General features: G+C 71.2%; 15 protein-coding genes and 2 pseudogenes. All 17 read right to left on the reverse strand.

All coding sequences use genetic code 11. The annotated features are described in order from the left end of the window. A pseudogene (locus AC07BF_RS10505) lies at positions 1–204 on the reverse strand (2-oxoacid:acceptor oxidoreductase subunit alpha); the annotation flags it as partial. Positions 205–484: 280 nt separating this feature from the next. Then, the gene (locus tag AC07BF_RS10510) at positions 485–1,147 is read right to left on the reverse strand and encodes a response regulator transcription factor (protein ID WP_363585065.1); all 663 of its coding nucleotides are present in this window, start codon (positions 1,145–1,147) and stop codon (positions 485–487) included. A 115-nt stretch (positions 1,148–1,262) separates the two neighbouring features. Further along, the gene (locus tag AC07BF_RS10515) at positions 1,263–2,273 is read right to left on the reverse strand and encodes a polyprenyl synthetase family protein (RefSeq protein ID WP_363585063.1); all 1,011 of its coding nucleotides are present in this window, start codon (positions 2,271–2,273) and stop codon (positions 1,263–1,265) included. Between the two features lie 303 nt (positions 2,274–2,576). Then, entirely contained in the window at positions 2,577–4,199 is a 1,623-nt protein-coding gene (gene nuoN / locus AC07BF_RS10520) for an NADH-quinone oxidoreductase subunit NuoN (protein ID WP_400988844.1), read from the reverse strand. A gap of 11 nt (positions 4,200–4,210) precedes the next feature. Continuing rightward, positions 4,211–5,830, reverse strand: a complete 1,620-nt coding sequence (locus AC07BF_RS10525; protein ID WP_363585062.1) for an NADH-quinone oxidoreductase subunit M — start codon at positions 5,828–5,830, stop codon at positions 4,211–4,213. Positions 5,831–5,864: 34 nt separating this feature from the next. Beyond that, positions 5,865–7,760, reverse strand: a complete 1,896-nt coding sequence (gene nuoL / locus AC07BF_RS10530) for an NADH-quinone oxidoreductase subunit L (RefSeq protein WP_363585060.1) — start codon at positions 7,758–7,760, stop codon at positions 5,865–5,867. Between the two features lie 13 nt (positions 7,761–7,773). Next, complete coding sequence (gene nuoK, locus AC07BF_RS10535) at positions 7,774–8,073, reverse strand: NADH-quinone oxidoreductase subunit NuoK (RefSeq protein ID WP_363585058.1); 300 nt, start codon at positions 8,071–8,073, stop codon at positions 7,774–7,776. Between the two features lie 247 nt (positions 8,074–8,320). Further along, positions 8,321–9,122, reverse strand: a pseudogene (locus tag AC07BF_RS10540) (NADH-quinone oxidoreductase subunit J); the annotation flags it as partial. Continuing rightward, positions 9,119–9,721: an NADH-quinone oxidoreductase subunit NuoI gene (gene nuoI / locus AC07BF_RS10545; RefSeq protein WP_363585056.1), complete on the reverse strand. Its 603-nt coding sequence runs from the start codon at positions 9,719–9,721 to the stop codon at positions 9,119–9,121. The gene nuoI and the pseudogene AC07BF_RS10540, both read right to left, overlap by 4 nt. Positions 9,722–9,727: 6 nt before the next feature. Then, positions 9,728–11,056 carry an NADH-quinone oxidoreductase subunit NuoH gene (gene nuoH, locus AC07BF_RS10550; protein WP_363632139.1) on the reverse strand — a complete coding sequence of 443 codons (1,329 nt, stop codon included), beginning with the start codon at positions 11,054–11,056 and terminating at the stop codon, positions 9,728–9,730. Then, positions 11,053–13,596 (reverse strand): NADH-quinone oxidoreductase subunit G, encoded by a 2,544-nt coding sequence (locus AC07BF_RS10555; RefSeq protein ID WP_363585052.1) that lies wholly within the window; start codon positions 13,594–13,596, stop codon positions 11,053–11,055. The genes nuoH and AC07BF_RS10555 overlap by 4 nt, the downstream gene beginning before the upstream one ends. Further along, on the reverse strand, positions 13,593–14,954 hold the full coding sequence (gene nuoF, locus AC07BF_RS10560; protein WP_363585050.1) for an NADH-quinone oxidoreductase subunit NuoF: 1,362 nt from the start codon (positions 14,952–14,954) through the stop codon (positions 13,593–13,595). The genes AC07BF_RS10555 and nuoF overlap by 4 nt, the downstream gene beginning before the upstream one ends. Beyond that, positions 14,954–15,709 (reverse strand): NADH-quinone oxidoreductase subunit NuoE, encoded by a 756-nt coding sequence (gene nuoE / locus AC07BF_RS10565; RefSeq protein WP_363585048.1) that lies wholly within the window; start codon positions 15,707–15,709, stop codon positions 14,954–14,956. The genes nuoF and nuoE overlap by 1 nt, the downstream gene beginning before the upstream one ends. Next, positions 15,706–17,082 carry an NADH-quinone oxidoreductase subunit D gene (locus AC07BF_RS10570; protein WP_363585047.1) on the reverse strand — a complete coding sequence of 459 codons (1,377 nt, stop codon included), beginning with the start codon at positions 17,080–17,082 and terminating at the stop codon, positions 15,706–15,708. The genes nuoE and AC07BF_RS10570 overlap by 4 nt, the downstream gene beginning before the upstream one ends. Continuing rightward, positions 17,082–17,795, reverse strand: a complete 714-nt coding sequence (locus AC07BF_RS10575) for an NADH-quinone oxidoreductase subunit C (protein WP_478333225.1) — start codon at positions 17,793–17,795, stop codon at positions 17,082–17,084. Before AC07BF_RS10575 ends, AC07BF_RS10570 begins: the two co-directional genes overlap by 1 nt. Further along, on the reverse strand, positions 17,792–18,346 hold the full coding sequence (locus AC07BF_RS10580) for a NuoB/complex I 20 kDa subunit family protein (RefSeq protein ID WP_063348147.1): 555 nt from the start codon (positions 18,344–18,346) through the stop codon (positions 17,792–17,794). The genes AC07BF_RS10575 and AC07BF_RS10580 overlap by 4 nt, the downstream gene beginning before the upstream one ends. A gap of 100 nt (positions 18,347–18,446) precedes the next feature. Then, complete coding sequence (locus AC07BF_RS10585) at positions 18,447–18,806, reverse strand: NADH-quinone oxidoreductase subunit A (protein WP_030060100.1); 360 nt, start codon at positions 18,804–18,806, stop codon at positions 18,447–18,449. Positions 18,807–19,016 lie beyond the last annotated feature (210 nt).

The following is a 19,016-nucleotide window of genomic DNA, read 5'->3' on the forward strand; positions in this document are numbered from 1 at the left end:
CTCCGAGGTGAACCGGTCACCGGTGAGCTGCATGCCGTCACCCGAGTCACCGGCGAAACGGATGATCACCCGGTCCAGTCGGCGGATCGGCTTGCCGTGCCTCGGCGGCGAACCTCCCGGGGCCGTTGGATCGGCGGGCACGGCCGCACCGGGGCGTCCGTCACCGTTCCCGGAACGACCACCGTCGCCGTCCGAGCCGTCCACTGCCTCTGACTGATCGACCTGACTGGTCACTGCCGCGGACCTCCTCGAGGGCACACCACCGCGGGCGCGGCCCCGTGCCCCGTCCGCTTGGTGCACCTCCCGCATCCTATGCGCGGGCACTTGATCCCGGACGGAACTCCCACGTGCGGCGGGAAAACACCGGCCCGCGCCCGAACCGCAAACCGCACACGGGGTACAACGTCCGGCCGCCGGAGATCATTCCGCGTCCGACGGCCGCTCCCCCGCCCCCTACCCCCGAGCTGCCCGGCCGCCGGGACGGCTACGAGTTGAGGTAGGTGAGCACCGCCAGCACCCGGCGGTGGTCCTCCGGGCTCTGCGCCAGGCCCAGCTTCAGGAAGATGTTGCTGACGTGCTTCTCCACCGCGCCGTCCGAGACCACCAGCTGCTTGGCCACCGCGCTGTTGGTGCGGCCCTCCGCCATCAGCCCGAGCACCTCCCGCTCGCGCGGGGTGAGGTTGGCCAGCACGTCGCCCTTGCGGCTGCGGCTGAGGAGTTGCTGCACCACCTCCGGGTCCAGCGCGGTGCCGCCCTCGGCGACCCGGACCACCGCGTCCGCGAACTCGCGCACCTCCGCGACCCGGTCCTTCAGCAGGTAGCCGACGCCCCGGGTCGAACCGGCCAGCAGCTCGGAGGCGTACCGCTCCTCCACGAACTGCGACAGCACCAGCACGTTCAGCTCCGGGTAGCGCCCGCGCAGCTCGACGCAGGCGCGCAGGCCCTCGTCGGTGTGGCTCGGCGGCATCCGCACGTCGGAGACCACGACGTCCGGCAGTTGCCCGGCCGCGGCCAGGTCGTGGATGGTCTTCACCAGCGCGGCGCCGTCCCCGACACCCGCCACGACCTCCAGGCCCCGGTCGGTGAGCAGCCGGGTCAGGCCCTCCCGCAGCAGTACGGAGTCCTCGGCTATGACGACGCGGCGCATGGTGACCTTCCCGGCAGGGCAGAGCTGACAGGGGCCAGTCTCCCCCATCCGGGTGAACACCCGGCCCGCCGTCCGCGGATCCGCCGGTCAGGGGCTGCCGCCCGCCGCGCCCCGGTCACATGGTCCGGATCGCCACCGCGTCGCAGAGCCCCTCCAGGGCCGCCTTCGCCGCGCAGTCCGGCAGCGGGGCGAGCAGCGCCCGGGCGTCCTCGGCCTGGCGCAGCGTCTCCCGGCGGGCGCGCTCCAGCGCGGGGTGGCGGCGCAGCAGCCGCAGCGCCTCGGCGTGCAGCTCGTCGTCGGCGAGGTCCAGGGTGAGCAGTTCGCGCAGCCGGGTGTCGGCCGGGTCGGCGGGGTCAGCCGGCATCTGCTCCAGCAGCAGGGTCGGCAGGGTCGGCACGCCCTCGCGCAGGTCGGTGCCGGGGGTCTTGCCGGACTCCTGGCCGTCGCTGGCGATGTCCAGCACGTCGTCGGCCAGCTGGAAGGCGATGCCGATCCGCTCGCCGAACTCGCTGAGGGTGTCCACCATCCACGGCTCGGCGCCGGCCATCAGCGCTCCTATCCGGCAGGAGACCGCGATCAGCGAACCGGTCTTGCCGGCCAGCACGTCGAGGTAGTGCAGCAGCGGGTCGCCGTCCGGGCCGGGGCCGCGGGTCTCCAGGATCTGGCCGGTGACCAGCCGCTCGAAGGCGTCGGCCTGCATCCGCACCGCCTCGGGGCCGAGGTCGGCGAGCACCTGGGAGGCGCGGGAGAACAGGAAGTCGCCGGTGAGGATGGCCACCGAGTTGTCCCAGCGGGAGTTGGCGCTGGGGGCGCCGCGGCGCACCGGGGCCTCGTCCATGACGTCGTCGTGGTACAGGGTCGCCAGGTGGGTGAGTTCGACGACGACGGCCGCCGGCACCACACCGGGCGCCCCCGGGTCGCCGAACTGCGCCGCCAGCAGCAGCAGCAGCGGACGGAAGCGCTTGCCGCCGGCCTCGATGAGGTGACTGGCGGTGATGGTGATGAACGGGACGTCGCTCTTGACGGCCTCGGCGAGCGCCGTCTCCACCGCGTCCAGTCCGGCCTGAACGTCCCGGGTCAGGTCGCGGTCCTGCACGCTGAGCCCGAAGGGTCCCACGACGGTCACGAAGACCACTCCTCTGTCCCTGGTCGATCTAGCGGCCTGGTCCCTGAGTGCCGCCGCTGGCCATACAGGCAGGGTATCCGGTCACGAGTGGATCACTGCACGGGCGTGCGGATCCTGTCATGATCGGGCCGGATGCCCTGGTCAGGGCGGCTGTGGGGGCAGTACTGCGGTGGGGGCGAATTCAGCTGGAAAACACGGGCCGGAGCCCCTCCGCCGGCGGGCCGGCGGCAAACGCGCGTCCGGACCGCGCGCCGAGGGCGCGGCCCGGACGGGCCCGGGGCGGCGGCGCCGCCCCGGCGGCGGTCAGCGGACGAACAGCGCGGCCTTCGACGCCAGGTCCAGGAAGTACTGCGGCAGCAGGCCGAGACCCAGCGTGACCAGCACCCCCACCCCGATCGCGGTCGCCGTGAAGGCGCTCGGGATCGCCACCGTCGGGCCGCCCGGCTTCGGGTCGGAGAAGAACATCAGCACGATGACCCGGATGTAGAAGAACGCGGCCACCGCCGAACTCAGCACACCGACGATCACCAGCGGCGTCGCCCCGCCGGCCGCCGCCGCCTGGAACACCGCGAACTTCCCGGTGAACCCGGAGGTCAGCGGGATCCCGGCGAAGGCCAGCAGGAACAGTGCGAACACCGCCGCCACCAGCGGCGAGCGCCGGCCCAGCCCGGCCCAGCTGGACAGGTGGGTCGCCTCGCCCTTGGAGTCGCGCACCAGGGTGACCACGGCGAACGCGCCGAGCGTCACGAAGGAGTACGACAGCAGGTAGAACAGCACCGAGGACAGGCCCTGCTTGTTGGTGGCGATCACGCCCGTGAGGATGAACCCGGCGTGCGCGATCGAGGAGTACGCCAGCAGCCGCTTGACGTCCTGCTGGGTGACCGCCAGCACCGCGCCCACCACCATGGTGAGGATCGCCACCCCCCACAGCACCGGCCGCCAGTCCAGCCGCAGGCCCGGGAAGGCCACGTAGAACAGCCGCAGGAACGCCCCGAAGGCCGCGACCTTCGTCGCCGCCGCCATGAAGCCGGTCACCGGGGTCGGCGCGCCCTGGTACACGTCCGGGGTCCAGGAGTGGAACGGCACCGCGCCGACCTTGAACAGCAGGCCGACCGCGAGCATCGCCAGGCCGATCAGCAGCAGCGCGTCACTCTGGGTGCTGCTCAGCTGCGCCGGGGTGGTCATCGCCTTGCCGGAGATCACGTCCGAGATGTCGCCGAGCTTCACGCTGCCCGCGTAGCCGTACAGCAGCGCGGTGCCGAACAGGAAGAACGCCGAGGCGAAGGCGCCCAGCAGGAAGTACTTGACGGCCGCCTCCTGGGAGAGCAGCCGGCGGCGCCGGGCCAGCGCGCAGAGCAGGTACAGCGGGAGGGAGAAGACCTCCAGCGCCACGAACATCGTCAGCAGGTCGTTGGCCGCGGGGAACAGCAGCATCCCGCCGACCGCGAACATGGTGAGCGGGAAGACCTCGCTGGTGGCGAAGCCGGCCCGGACCGCGGCCCGCTCCTGCTCGCCGCCGGGGGTGGCGGCGGCCTGGGCCGCGAAGGCGTCGGCGGGCAGGCCGCCCGCCTTGGGCTCCAGCTTCCGTTCGGCGTAGGTGAGCACCGCGACGACGGCGGCCAGCAGGATCACGCCCTGCAGGAACAGCGCCGGGCCGTCCAGCGCGACGGACTCCATGGCCAGCAGGTCGACCCGGGTGGAGCCGAAGCCCTGGGAGGCCAGCACCACCACGGCGACGAAGGAGCCGATCAGCCCGGCCAGGGCGAGCGACACCTGCGTCCAGTGCCGGTGCCGGCGGGGCACGAAGGCCTCCACCAGGATGCCGGCCACGGCGGCGCCGAACACCACCAGCATCGGGGAGAGCTGGCCGTACTCCAGGTGCGGCGCCGGGATGCTGGCGGTGTTGCCGCCGGCGGCGGCGAGCATGCCGGTGGTGCTCACTTCTGCTCACCTCCTGAGGTGGCGGCGACCGGGTGGGCCGGCGCCGGGTCGGTCTCGTGGACCTGCGAGAGCGTCGCGTTCACCGAGGGGTTGACCAGGTCGGTGAGCGGCTTGGGGTAGACGCCGAGCAGGATGGTCAGCGCCACCAGCGGGGCGACCACGGCCAGTTCGCGGACCTTGAGGTCGGGCATCCCGCCGACGCCGGCCTTCACCGGGCCGGTCATGGTGCGCTGGTACAGCAGCAGGGCGTACAGCGCGGCCAGCACGATGCCGAAGGTCGCCACGATGCCGATCGCCGGGTAGCGGGTGAACGTGCCCACCAGCACCAGGAACTCGCTGACGAACGGGGCCAGCCCGGGCAGCGACAGGGTGGCCAGACCGCCGATCAGGAACGTCCCGGCGAGCACCGGGGCGACCTTCTGCACCCCGCCGTAGTCGGCGATCAGCCGCGAGCCGCGGCGGGAGATCAGGAAGCCCGCCACCAGCATCCACGCGGCGGTGGAGATGCCGTGGTTGACCATGTAGAGGGTGGCGCCGCTCTGGCCCTGGCTGGTCAGCGCGAAGATGCCCATGATGATGAAGCCGAAGTGCGAGATCGACGCGTAGGCGACCAGCCGCTTGATGTCCTTCTGGCCGACCGCCAGCAGCGCGCCGTAGATGATCCCGATCACCGACAGGACCAGGATCACCGGGGCGAAGGTCTTCGAGGCGTGCGGGAACAGCCCGAGGCAGAAGCGCAGCATCGCGAAGGTGCCGACCTTGTCCACCACGGCGGTGATCAGCACGGCGGTGCCGGCGGTGGCCTCGCCCATCGCGTTCGGCAGCCAGGTGTGCAGCGGCCACAGCGGGGCCTTCACCGCGAAGGCGAAGAAGAAGCCCAGGAACAGCGCCTTCTCGGCGGTGCCGGACAGCTGGAGCTTGCCGTCGGCGATCGCCGAGGTGAGGGTCCGGAGGTCGAAGGTGCCGAAGCCCTGGTCCTGCGCGATCACGTACAGGCCGATCACGGCGGCCAGCATCACCAGGCCGCCGAGCAGGTTGTAGAGCAGGAACTTCACGGCCGCGTACGAGCGCTGGCGCGCCGCGTCGGGGCCGCCGGCCCGGTCGCCGAAGCCGCCGATCAGGAAGTACATCGGGATCAGCATGGCTTCGAAGAACACGTAGAAGAGGAAGACGTCGGTGGCGTAGAAGGAGACGACCACCATCGCCTCCACCGCCAGGATCAGGGCGAAGAAGCCCTGGGTGCGGCGCCTGCCCTCAAAGGTGCCGTCGGGAGAGGCAGGCCCCGGGTCGGCGTCGTGCCAGGAGGCCAGCATCACCACCGGCACCAGGACGGCGGTGAGCAGGGCAAGGACGGCGCCGATGCCGTCCACGCCGAGCGAGAAGGTGATGCCGAAGGAGCGGATCCAGCTGTACGACTCGGTCAGCTGGTAGCGATCGCCGTGCGGGTCGAAGCGGGTCGCCACCACGGCGGCCAGCACCAGGGTGACGACCGAGACGCCCAGGGCGACGGCCTTGGTGGTCGAGCGGCGGCGCTCGGTCGACCCGGCGGGCAGGGCGGCGGTCAGCACCGCGCCGGCCGCCGGGACGGCACAGGTGGCGGTCAGCAACGCGCTCATGGCCGCACCCCCCACGTGGAATCTGCGCGAGTCATCAGACGGACCTCATCAGGAGAGTCGTGGCGACCAGCACCAGCGTGCCGCCGAACATGGAGAGCGCGTACGAGCGGACGAAGCCGTTCTGGACCCGCCGCAGCCGACTGGACACGCCGCCGATGGTGGCGGCCAGGCCGTTGACGAAGCCGTCCAGACCGCGGCTGTCGAAGTAGACCAGCGTCGCGGTGAGCGCCGAGCCCGGGCGGACCAGGACGGCGTGGTTGAAGTCGTCCTGGAGCAGGTCGCGGCGGGCGGCCCGGGTGAGCGGGGAGCCGACCGGCGGCACCACGGGGACGGCGGAGCGCCCGTACATCAGGTACGAGACGAGGACGCCGGCCAGCATGCAGGCCGTGGTGAGCACGGTGACCACCAGCGGGGCGAGCGGCGAGTTGCCCTCGGAGTGTCCGGTGACCGGCTCCAGCCAGGTCAGGAACGAGTCGTTGAAGGCGAACAGCCCGCCCGCGAAGACCGAGCCGAAGGCCAGCAGGACCATCGGGATGGTCATGGTCTTCGGCGACTCGTGCGGGTGCGGGGCGTTGCCCTCCGCGTCCGGCTGCCAGCGCTTCTCGCCGAAGAAGGTCAGCAGCATCACCCGGGTCATGTAGAACGCGGTGACGGCGGCACCGGTCAGCGCGCACAGGCCGAGGATCCAGCCCTCGGTGCCGCCCTTGGCGAAGGCCGCCTCGATGATCTTGTCCTTGGAGAAGAAGCCGGACAGGCCGGGGAAGCCGATGATCGCCAGGTAGCCGAGGCCGAAGGTGACGAAGGTGACCGGCATGTACTTGCGCAGGCCGCCGTAGTGACGCATGTTCACCTCGTCGTTCATGCCGTGCATGACCGACCCGGCGCCGAGGAACAGCCCGGCCTTGAAGAAGCCGTGCGTCACCAGGTGCATGATCGCGAAGGCGTAGCCGATCGGGCCGAGCCCGGCCGCCAGCACCATGTAGCCGATCTGCGACATCGTCGACCCGGCCAGCGCCTTCTTGATGTCGTCCTTCGCGCAACCGACGATCGCACCGAACAGCAGCGTGACCGCGCCGACCACCACCACGGCGGTCTGCGCGTCCGGCGCCAGGTCGAAGATCGCCGACGAGCGGGTGATCAGGTAGACGCCGGCGGTCACCATGGTGGCCGCGTGGATCAGCGCCGACACCGGGGTCGGGCCCTCCATCGCGTCGCCCAGCCAGGACTGCAGCGGCACCTGCGCCGACTTGCCGCAGGCCGCCAGCAGCAGCATCAGGCCGATCGCCGTCAGCTTGCCCTCGCTCGCCTGCGCCGCCCCACCGAAGACCGGTTCGAAGGCGAAGGAGCCGAACTCGGTGAACATCAGCATGATCGCGATCGACAGGCCCAGGTCACCGACCCGGTTGACGATGAACGCCTTCTTCGCCGCCGTCGCCGCGCTCGGCTTGTGCTGCCAGAAACCGATCAGCAGGTACGAGGCGAGGCCCACGCCCTCCCAACCGAAGTACAGCAGCAGGTAGTTGTCGGCGACCACCAGCAGCAGCATGGCGGCCAGGAACAGGTTCAGGTACGCGAAGAAGCGGCGCCGGCGCTCGTCGTGCGCCATGTAGCCCACCGAGTACAGGTGGATCAGCGTGCCGACGCCGGTGATCAGCAGGACGAAGGTCATCGACAACTGGTCGAGCCGGAACGACATGTCGGCCTGGAACCCGTTCACCGGGATCCAGCTGAACAGGTGCTCGGTGACGGCCCGGTGCTCGGCCTCGCGGCCCAGCATGTCCCAGAACAGCGCCAGGCCGAAGCCGAACGAGAGCGCCGCGAGGGCGGTGGCCAGCCAGTGGCCGAAGCGGTCCAGCGCGCGGCCGCCGAGCAGGAGCAGGGCGGCGCCGGCCAGCGGGGCCGCCACCAGCAGCGGAATGAGAGAGTTCACCGAGGCCCTCCGCCTACAGCTTCATCAGATTGCTGTCGTCGACCGAAGCGGAGTGCCTGGTCCGGAAGATGGAGACGATGATGGCGAGGCCGACCACGACCTCGGCCGCCGCGACCACCATCGTGAAGAACGCGATGATCTGGCCGTCCAGGGTGCCGTGCAGCCGGGAGAAGGTCACCAGGGCGAGGTTCGAGGCGTTCAGCATCAGCTCCACGCACATGAACAGCACGATCGCGTTGCGCCGGATCAGCACTCCGGCCGCGCCGATGGTGAACAACAGGGCCGCGAGGTACAGGTAGTTGGCCGGGTTCACTCCGCTCCCTCCTCGTCGGCGCGGCCGTTCAGGCCGTCCTTGCCGTTCAGGCCGTCCCTGCCGTTCAAGCCGTCCTTGCCGTTCGAACCGCCGTTGCCGTTCAGACCGCCGTTGCCGTTCAGACCGCCGTTGCCGTTCAGACCGTTCGGACCGCCGTTGCCGTCCTTGCCGTTCACCGACGCCGGCACCGACGCCGGCACCGGCTCCAGGGACTTGCGCGGTCCGGCGACCGCCGGCCGCTCGGACGACGGCCGGCCCAGCCAGTCCGCCGTGGTGTTCTCCAGCTCGGCCATCCGCCGCAGCATCTCCTGGCTGACGTCCCGGACCTGGCCGCGCTCGCGCAGCGTCGCCATCACCGAGTCCTCGGCGATCGTGCCGTCCGGCAGCAGCGCCGGAACGTCCACCGCGTTGTGCCGCGCGTACACGCCCGGCGCCGGCAGCGGCGGCAGCTGGAGGTTGTCCACGACCCGCTGGGCGGCCAGCTCGCGCTGCGTCTTCGGCGCCTTCACGTGCTCGCGGTGGGTCAGCACCATCGCACCGATCGCCGCGGTGATCAGCAGCGCGCCGGTGACCTCGAACGCCCACACGTACCGGGTGAAGATCAGCCGGGCCAGGCCCGGCACGTTGCCCTCGGCGTTCGCCTCGGACAGGCCGGTGAAGTGGTCCAGCCGCGCGTTGGCGATCCCGGCGATCAGCAGCACGCCGAAGCCCAGCCCGCACAGCACCGCGGCGAACCGCTGGCCCTTCAGCTGCTCCTTCAGGGAGTCCTCGCTGGTGACGCCGACCAGCATCACCACGAACAGGAACAGCATCATGATCGCGCCGGTGTAGACGACGATCTGCACCACGCCCAGGAACACCGCGCCCTGCGCCATGTAACAGACCGCCAGCGCCATCATCGTGGCCGCCAGGCACAGCGCGCTGTGCACGGCCTTGCGCATCAGCACCATGCCGAGCGCGCCGCCGACCGCGATCACCGCGAGCACCCAGAACTGGACGGCCTCCCCGACGGAGGTCGTCCCGGTCGCGGCCAGGTTGAGGGAGGTCACTGCTGGACCTCCCGCTCCCGGTCGGTGCGCTCCTGCTGGACCGTCCCGGGCGCCGCCGCGGTGATCTCGCCCCGGTAGTACGCGCCCTCGTCGGCGCCCGGGAAGATCGCGTGCGGGGCGTCCACCATGCCCTCGGACAGGCCGACCAGCAGCTGCTCCTTGGTGAAGATCAGGTCCCGGCGCGAGGAGTCGGCCAGCTCGTACTCGTTGGTCATGGTGAGCGCGCGGGTCGGGCAGGCCTCGATGCACAGCCCGCACAGGATGCAGCGGGCGTAGTTGATCTGGTAGACCGCGCCGTAGCGCTCGCCCGGCGAGTAGCGCTCCTCCTCCCGGTTGTCCGCGCCCTCCACGTAGATGGCGTCGGCCGGACAGGCCCACGCGCACAGCTCGCAGCCGACGCACTTCTCCAGGCCGTCCGGGTGCCGGTTCAGCTGGTGGCGGCCGTGGAAGCGCGGAGCGGTGGGCTTCTTCTGCTCCGGGTACTGCTCGGTGAGCCGCTTCTTGAACATGGCCTTGAAGGTCACGCCGAAGCCGGCGGCCGGGCCGAGGATCGACGGCTTGTCGGGCCGCTCGGCCCGCTCCGTCTGGTCGGACGACATCTCGGTTCAGCTCCCTTCGGTATGGTCGGCCCCGTTGAGGGCGTCCTGGAGTTGCTTCGGGGCCCGGCTGCGCCGGCGCGGCACCGGCGGGAGCTCCTGTCCGGGCAGCGGGGGCACCGGGTATCCGCCCGCCATCGGGTCGAACTCCCCCTTCGGCAGGGCGGGTTCGGGCTCGGGCTCCTTCTTCAGGAAGTCCCGCAGCAGGGCGAGCAGCAGGATCGCCCCGACCGGCGCGCCGACGTACAGCACCACCTCGCCGAAGCCATAGCCCTCGTTGCGCAGCGCCCGCACGCTCGCGATCAGCACCAGCCACACCAGCGAGACCGGGATCAGCACCTTCCAGCCCAGCTTCATGAACTGGTCGTAGCGGAACCGGGGCAGCGTGCCGCGCAGCCAGATGAAGAAGAACAGCAGCAGCTGGATCTTCAGCGTGATCCACAGCATCGGCCACCAGCCGTGGTTGGCGCCCTCCCAGAAGGTCGACACCGGCCACGGGGCCCGCCAGCCGCCCAGGAACAGGGTGGAGGCCACCGCCGAGACGGTCACCATGTTGACGTACTCGGCCAGCATGAACATCGCGAACTTCAGCGAGGAGTACTCGGTGTTGAAACCGCCGACCAGCTCGCCCTCGGCCTCCGGGAGGTCGAACGGCGCCCGGTTGGTCTCACCCACCATCGCGATGATGTACACGATGAACGACACCGGCAGCAGCGCCGCGAACCAGGTCGGCTGCTGGTGCGCCACGATCTCCGAGGTCGACATCGACCCCGAGTAGATGAACACCGCCGCGAAGGACAGGCCCATCGCGATCTCGTAGCTAACCATCTGCGCGGCCGAGCGCAGCCCGCCCAGCAGCGGGTACGTCGAACCGGACGACCAGCCGGCCAGCACGATGCCGTAGATGCCGATCGAGGCCGTCGCCAGGATGTACAGCAGCGCCACCGGGAAGTCGGTCAGCTGCATCGCCGTCCGGGTGCCGAAGATCGACACCTCGTTGCCGGCCGGCCCGAACGGGATCACCGCGAAGGCCATGAACGCCGGGACGGCGCAGACGATCGGGGCCAGGATGTAGACCACCTTGTCCGCGCCCTTGACCACCAGGTCTTCCTTGAGCGCGAGCTTCACGCCGTCCGCCAGGGACTGCAGCATCCCCCACGGCCCGTGCCGGTTCGGCCCGATGCGCAGCTGCATCCAGGCCACCACCTTGCGCTCCCAGACGATCGCGATCAGCACCGTCAGGACCAGGAAGCCGAAGCAGAACACCGCCTTCAGCAGCACCAGCCACCACGGGTCCTGCCCGAAGAAGTGGAGCGTCTCGTACGGCTGCGGAGTCATCGCTCCTCCCCTTCGCTGCCCGCGTCGCCCGCCGCGGCCTCGGCCCTCGCGGCCGGCTCGGGGGCGGCCACGGCGATCGTGACCAGATGGCCGACGGTGGTGCCGAGCGCGCGGTGGGCGCCGCCCGGCGTGGAGTTGAGCGGGATCCAGACCGTGCGGTCCGGGATCGAGTCGGTGACCTCCAGCGGCAGGGTCAGCGAGCCGGCCGGGCCGGTCAGCCGCAGCGCCCCGCCCGCCCCACCCGCCTCGGCGCCGGCCTCCGGCGCACCGACCTCCTTCGCGGTGGCCGGCGAGACCCGGGCCACCGCCCGGTGCCGGGTCCCCGCCAGGTGCGGATCACCCTGCTGCAACGTGCCGTTGTCCAGCAGCTGGCGCCAACCCGCCAGCACCGCCTGGCCGGTGGCCGGGCGGGGCAGCACGCCGGGGTGCGCGGCCGGGTCCGCGGACCGGTCACCCGTCCACGGGGTGAAGTGGTCCAGCTCCAGCCGGGCCGCCCGGACATCCGGCAGACCCAGCCGGTGGCCCAGCGCCTCCGCCAGCATGGTCAGCACCCGCAGGTCCGGGTACAGGTGGCGGCCCATCTGCTGATCGGGCTTGAGCGCCGCCTCGAACATCCGCAGCCGGCCCTCCCAGTCCAGGAAGGCGCCGGCCTTCTCCGCCACCGCCGCCACCGGCAGCACCACGTCCGCGCGCGCCGTCACCGCGGAGGGCCGCAGCTCCAGCGACACCACGAACGGCACCGCCGCCAGCGCCGCGTCGGCCAGCGCCGGATCCGGCAGGTCGTCCGGGTCGACGCCGCCGACCAGCAGCGCGTCCAGCTCGCCGTGCGCCGCGGCCGTCAGGATCTGCTCGGTGTCCCGGCCCGGCCGGGACGGCAGCTCCGCCACCCCCCACACCCCGGCGGCCTCCGCCCGGGCGGCCGGAGCCGCCACCGGACGGCCGCCGGGCAGCAGCCCCGGCAGCAGGCCCGCCTCGACCGCACCGCGCTCACCCGCCCGGCGCGGCACCCACGCCAGCCGGGCGCCGGTCGCGTGCGCCAGGCGCAGCACCGCCGTCAGCGCGCCCGGGGCGGCGGCCAGCCGCTCGCCCACCAGGATCACCGCGCCCGGGCCGCGCAGCAGCTCGGCGGCCCGCCCGGCCTCGTCGTTCAGCGGCTCGTCGGCGGCCAGCGCGGCGAACCACTCCGCCTCCGTGCCCGGGGCGGCCGGCAGCAGCGCGCCGCGCAGCTTGGCCAGACCCCGGGAGGCGAACGCCGCCACCGAGTACACCTTCAGGCCCCGGTCGCGGCTGGCCTTGCGCAGCCGCAGGAAGACGATCGGCGACTCCTCCTCCGGCTCGAAACCCGCCAGCAGCACCGCCGGCGCCTGCTCCAGCTGCTCGTAGGTCAGGCCCTCGCCGTCCACGTCCACCCCGCGCCCGGCGACGGCGGCGGCCAGGAAGTCCGCCTCCTCGCCGCTGTGCGGGCGGGCCCGGAAGTCCACGTCGTTGGTGCCGAGCACCACCCGCGCGAACTTCCCGTACGCGTAGGCGTCCTCGACGGTGACCCGGCCACCGGTCAGCACCCCGACGCGGGCGCCGCGCAGTCCCTCGGCGGCCCGGGCCAGCGCCTCCGGCCAGGAGGCGGGCACCAGCTCGCCGTCCACCCGCACCAGCGGGGTGGCGATCCGGTCCCGCTGCTGGGCGTAGCGGAACGCGAACCGGCCCTTGTCGCAGTTCCACTCCTCGTTGACCGCCGGGTCCTCGCCCGCCAGCCGGCGCAGCACCTTGCCGCGCCGGTGGTCGGTGCGCTGGGCGCAGCCCGAGGAGCAGTGCTCGCACACGCTCGGCGAGGAGACCAGGTCGAACGGGCGGGAGCGGAAGCGGTACGCCGCCGAGGTCAGGGCGCCCACCGGGCAGATCTGGATGGTGTTCCCGGAGAAGTACGAGTCGAGCGGCTCGTCGTCCCCGGTGCCGACCTGCTGGAGCGCGCCGCGTTCCAGCAGGTCGATGAACGGGTCCCCGGCGATCTGCTGCGAGAAGCGGGTGCAGCGCGCGCACAGCACGCAGCGCTCCCGGTCCAGCAGCACCTGGGTGCTGAGCGGGATCGGCTTCTCGTAGGTGCGCTTCATCCCCTCGAAGCGGGTGTCGGCGTCACCCGTGGACATCGCCTGGTTCTGCAGCGGGCACTCGCCGCCCTTGTCGCAGACCGGGCAGTCCAGCGGGTGGTTGATCAGCAGCAGCTCCATCACGCCGCGCTGCGCCTTCTCGGCCACCGGTGAACTCACCTGGGTGCGCACCACCATGCCCTCGGCGACCGGGATGGTGCAGGAGGCGACGGGCTTGCGCTGGCCCTCGATCTCGACGATGCACTGCCGGCAGGCGCCGGCCGGGTCGAGCAGCGGGTGGTCGCAGAAGCGCGGGATCTGGGTGCCGATCCGTTCGGCGGCCCGGATCACCAACGTCCCCTTGGGGACCTGCACTTCGACGCCGTCGATGGTGAGCGTGACCAGCTCGACCGCGGCCTTGTCGCCCGTGGAGGTGGATGGCTCTGTGATCGTCACGCGTGCACCTCCCTTTCGGTGGCGGACTGGTGGCCGGGGCGGGGGCCGTCGGCCCAGACGGTGGAGGCGGCCGGGTCGAACGGGCAGCGGCGCTCGGCCAGGTGCTGCTCGTACTCGGCCCGGAAGTGCTGGAGGGAGGAGACGATCGGGCTCGCGGCGCCGTCGCCCAGTGCGCAGAAGGACTTGCCGTTGATGTTGTCGGCGATGTCGAGGAGCTTCTCCAGGTCCCCGTCGACGCCCGCGCCCGCCTCGATCCGCTTGAGCAACTGGACCAGCCAGTAGGTGCCCTCGCGGCAGGGGGTGCACTTGCCGCAGGACTCGTGGGCGTAGAACTCGGTCCAGCGGGTGACCGCCCGCACCACGCAGGTGGTCTCGTCGAAGACCTGCAGCGCCTTGGTGCCGAGCATCGAGCCGGCCGCGCCGACACCCTCGTAGTCCAGCGGGACGTCCAGGTGCTCGTCGGTGAACATCGGGGTGGACGAGCCGCCCGGGGTCCAGAACTTGAGCCGGTGCCCGGGGCGGACGCCGCCGCTCATGTCCAGCAGCTGGCGCAGCGTGATGCCCAGCGGCGCCTCGTACTGGCCGGGGTTGGTGACGTGGCCGGAGAGCGAGTACAGCGTGAAGCCGGGGGACTTTTCGGTGCCCAGGCCCTTGAACCACTCCTTGCCGCGGGCCAGGATCGGCGGCACCGAGGCGATCGACTCGACGTTGTTGACCACCGTCGGGCAGGCGTACAGGCCGGCGATCGCCGGGAACGGCGGCCGCAGCCGGGGCTGGCCGCGGCGGCCCTCCAGCGAGTCCAGCAGTGCCGTCTCCTCGCCGCAGATGTAGGCGCCGGCTCCGGCGTGCACGGTGATGTCGAGGTCGACGCCCGAGCCGAGGATGTCCCGGCCGAGCAGCCCGGCCTGGTACGCCTCGGCGACGGCCGCGTGCAGGCGGCGCAGCACCGGGACGACCTCGCCGCGCAGGTAGATGAACGCGTGGTCGCAGCGGATCGCGTAGGAGGCGATGATCATGCCCTCGATCAGCGCGTGCGGGTTGGCGAACAGCAGCGGGATGTCCTTGCAGGTGCCCGGCTCGGACTCGTCCGCGTTGACCACCAGGTAGTGCGGCTTGCCGTCGTTCTGCGGGATGAACTGCCACTTCATCCCGGTGGGGAAGCCGGCACCGCCGCGACCGCGCAGCCCGGAGTCCTTCACCAGGGCGATCACGTCGTCCGGCGGCATCGCCAGGGCCGCCTTGAGGCCGTCGTAGCCGTGGTGGCGGCGGTAGGTGGCCAGCGTCCAGGGCCGTTCGTCGTCCCAGGAGGCGGACAGGACGGGGGTGAGCAGCTTCTCGGCCGGCTCGGCGGCGGTCATCACGCTTCCGTCCCTTCGTGGCCGGTGCCCTCGTGGCGGGGCGCGACGACCTTGGTGCCGCCGGTGCCGGGCAGCGCCTCGCCCTTGGCCAGGCGCAGGCCGGCCAGCGAGGGCGCGCCGCCCGCGCCGGACTCGTCGTTGGCACCCGGGCGCTCGTCGGGGAAGCCCGCCAGGATCCGGGCGGACTCCTTGAAGGTGCACAGCCGGGCGCCGCGGGTCGGCCGGACCTCCCGGCCCGCGCGCAGGTCGTCGACCAGCCGCTTGGCGCTCTCCGGGGTCTGGTCGTCGAAGAACTCCCAGTTGACCATCACCACGGGCGCGTAGTCGCAGGCCGCGTTGCACTCGATGTGCTCGATCGAGATCTCGCCGTCCCCGGTGGTCTCGTTGTTGCGCACGCCGAGGTGCTGCTGGAGCTCGTCGAAGATCTGGTCGCCGCCGAGCACCGCGCACAGGGTGTTGGTGCAGACCCCGACGTGGTACTTCCCGGCCGGGCGCCGCCGGTACATGGTGTAGAAGGTGGCGACGGCGGTGACCTCGGCGGTGGTGAGGTCCAGCTGCTCGGCGCAGAACCGGATGCCGGTCGGGCTGACGAAGCCCTCCTCGGCCTGCACCAGGTGCAGCAGCGGCAGCAGCGCCGACCGGGCCTGCGGGTAGCGGCCGATCAGCTCCGCGGCGTCGGCGGCAAGCCGGGCGTGCACCTCCTCGGGGTACGGTGTGGCCGGCAGCGCCGGCATCCCCAACTGGACGTCTGTCACCGGTCCACGCCTCCCATCACCGGGTCGATCCCGGCCACCGCGACGATCACGTCGGCGACCTGGCCGCCCTCGCACATCGCCGCCATCGTCTGCAGATTGGTGAACGACGGATCCCGGAAATGGACCCGGTACGGGCGCGTCCCGCCGTCGCTGACCACGTGCACGCCCAGCTCGCCCTTGGGCGACTCGACCGCCGCGTACGCCTGGCCGACCGGGACCCTGAAGCCCTCGGTGACCAGCTTGAAGTGGTGGATCAGGGCCTCCATCGAGGTGCCCATGATCTTGCGGATGTGGTCGAGCGAGTTGCCCATCCCGTCCGGGCCGACGGCGAGTTGGGCGGGCCAGGCGATCTTCTTGTCGGCCACCATCACCGGGCCCGGCCGCAGCCGGTCCAGGCACTGCTCGACGATCCCCAGCGACTGCCGCATCTCCTCCAGGCGGATCAGGAAGCGGCCGTAGGAGTCGGCGCTGTCCGCGATCGCGACCTCGAAGTCGTAGTCCTGGTAGCCGCAGTACGGGTCGGTCTTGCGCAGGTCGTGCGGCAGGCCGGTGGCGCGCAGGATCGGGCCGGTGGCGCCGAGGGCCAGGCAGCCGGGCAGGTCGAGGAAGCCGACGTCGACCAGGCGCGCCTTGAACACCGGGTTCCCGGTGGCGAGTTTGTCGTACTCGTGCATCCGGGAGCGCAGGGTCTTCACGCATTCGCGGATCTGGTCGACGGCGCCGGGCGGGAGGTCCTGGGCGAGGCCGCCGGGGCGCACGTACGCGTGGTTCATGCGCAGGCCGGTGACCAGCTCGAAGACGTCCAGGATCAGCTCGCGGTCGCGGAAGCCGTAGATCATCAGGGTGGTGGAGCCGATCTCCATGCCACCGGTGGCCAGGCAGACCAGGTGCGAGGCGATCCGGTTGAGCTCCATCATCAGCACCCGGATCACGCTGACCCGGTCCGGGATGTCGTCGGTGATGCCGAGCAGCTTCTCGACGGCCAGGCAGTACGCGGTCTCGTTGAACAGCGGGGTCAGGTAGTCCATCCGGGTCACGAAGGTGGTGCCCTGGACCCAGTTGCGGAACTCCATGTTCTTCTCGATGCCGGTGTGGAGGTAGCCGATGCCGCAGCGGGCCTCCTTCACCGTCTCGCCGTCGATCTCCAGGATCAGCCGCAGCACGCCGTGGGTGGACGGGTGCTGGGGGCCCATGTTGACGATGATGCGCTCGTCGTCGGCCCGGCCGACCGCCTCGACCACCTCGCCCCAGTCGCCGCCGGTGACCGTGAAGACCCGGCCCTCGGTGGTCTCCCGGGCCTCTGCCTGCTCGGTCTCCTCGTGGGGTCGAGTCTCTTCGTCGTGCCGAGCATCTTCGTGGTGCCGAGTACTCATCAGCTGTACGACCTCCGCTGGTCGGGAGCCGGGATCTGGGCGCCCTTGTACTCGACGGGGATGCCGCCGAGCGGGTAGTCCTTGCGCTGCGGGTGGCCCAGCCAGTCGTCCGGCATCATGATCCGGGTGAGCGCCGGGTGGCCTTCGAAGACCAGGCCGAAGAAGTCGTAGGCCTCGCGCTCGTGCCAGTCGTTGGTCGGGTAGACGCTCACCACGGAGGGGATGCGCGGGTCGGCGTCCGGCGCGGTGACCTCCACCCGGATCAGCCGTCCGTGGGTGATCGACCGCAGGTGGTAGACCGCGTGCAGCTCGCGGCCCTTGTCGTCGGGGTAGTGCACGCCGCTCACGCCCAGGCACAGTTCGAAGCGCAGCGCCGGGTCGTCGCGCAGGGTGCGGGCGGTCCGGAGCAGGTGGGCGCGGTCGATGTGGAAGGTGAGCTCGCCGCGGTCGACGACGGTCTTCTCGATCACCTCGACCGGGTCCAGGCCCTGCTCCTCCAGGGCGCCCTCCAGCTCGTCGGCGACCTCGTCGAACCAGCCGCCGTACGGCCGTTCGCTCGGGCCGGGCAGCACGATCGGCGCGGCCAGGCCGCCGAAGCCGGAGGTGTCGCCGCTGTCCTGGGCACCGAACATGCCCTGCCGGCGGCCGACCACCTCGACCGGGATCTCGTGGACCGGGTGCTCGCGACGGGTCTCGGGTACCTGCTCGTTCATCGCAGCAGCCCCCGCATCTCGCTGACCGGGGTGGCCTTGAGGGCGAGCGCCTCGCCCAGTTCCTCGGCCCGGATCCGGTTCGCGCCCAGCGGCTCGTGCTGGATCTTGTCGTGCAGCTTCAGGATGGCGTCCATCAGCATCTCCGGGCGGGGCGGGCAACCGGGCAGGTAGATGTCCACCGGGACGATGTGGTCGACGCCCTGCACGATCGCGTAGTTGTTGAACATCCCGCCCGAGGAGGCGCAGACGCCCATCGAGATGACCCACTTCGGGTTGGCCATCTGGTCGTACACCTGGCGCAGCACCGGGGCCATCTTCTGGCTCACCCGACCCGCCACGATCATCAGATCGGCCTGCCGGGGGGAACCCCGGAACACCTCCATGCCGAACCGGGCCAGGTCGTAGCGGCCTGCGCCGGTGGTCATCATCTCGATCGCGCAGCAGGCCAGACCGAAGGTGGCCGGGAAGAGTGACGCCTTGCGCACCCAACCGGCGGCCGTCTCCACGGTCGTGAGCAGAAAGCCGCTCGGCAGCTTCTCCTCGATTCCCATCAGATCCCTCTCAATGCCCTCAAGAAGCCCTCAAGTCCTGTGGTACGTCGGCCCGTTCGGGCTTGTCCGCTCGTTCACAAAGGCGGCGGCCACCCCGCGCTCAGTCCCACTCCAGGCCGCCGCGGCGCCACACGTAGGCGTAGGCGACGAAGACCGTGGCGATGAACAGGAGCATCTCGACCAACCCGAAGATCCCCAGGGCGTCGAAGGTCACCGCCCAGGGATAGAGAAAGACGATCTCGATGTCGAAGACGATGAAGAGCATCGCCGTCAGGTAGTACTTGATCGGGAACCGACCGCCGCCCACGGGCTGCGGGGTCGGCTCGATGCCGCACTCGTACGCCTCCAACTTGGCCCGGTTGTAGCGCTTGGGGCCGGTGAGTGAGGCCATCACGACGGAGCCGACCGCGAACGCCGCCGCGATGGCACCGAGTACGAGGATCGGCGCGTAGGCATTCATAGCCCCCGCTCCCTCCGTCCAGTCGTCCTTGACTGCAGATCGGAACCGGCAGGTCACGCTGAGGTGAACCCGCGTTCCGGTTCCCGGGATCCGCCTCATGTGAGGCAGTTCACAAAGCCTGGAACGAGCGCATCCTATGCCCGTCGGCTTGTGATCTGCGACACGCAGTTCAACGTCATCTTTGTGATCTACGCCACGATGGGAATCGTG

The organism is Kitasatospora sp. NPDC043950 (genome assembly GCF_056435345.1).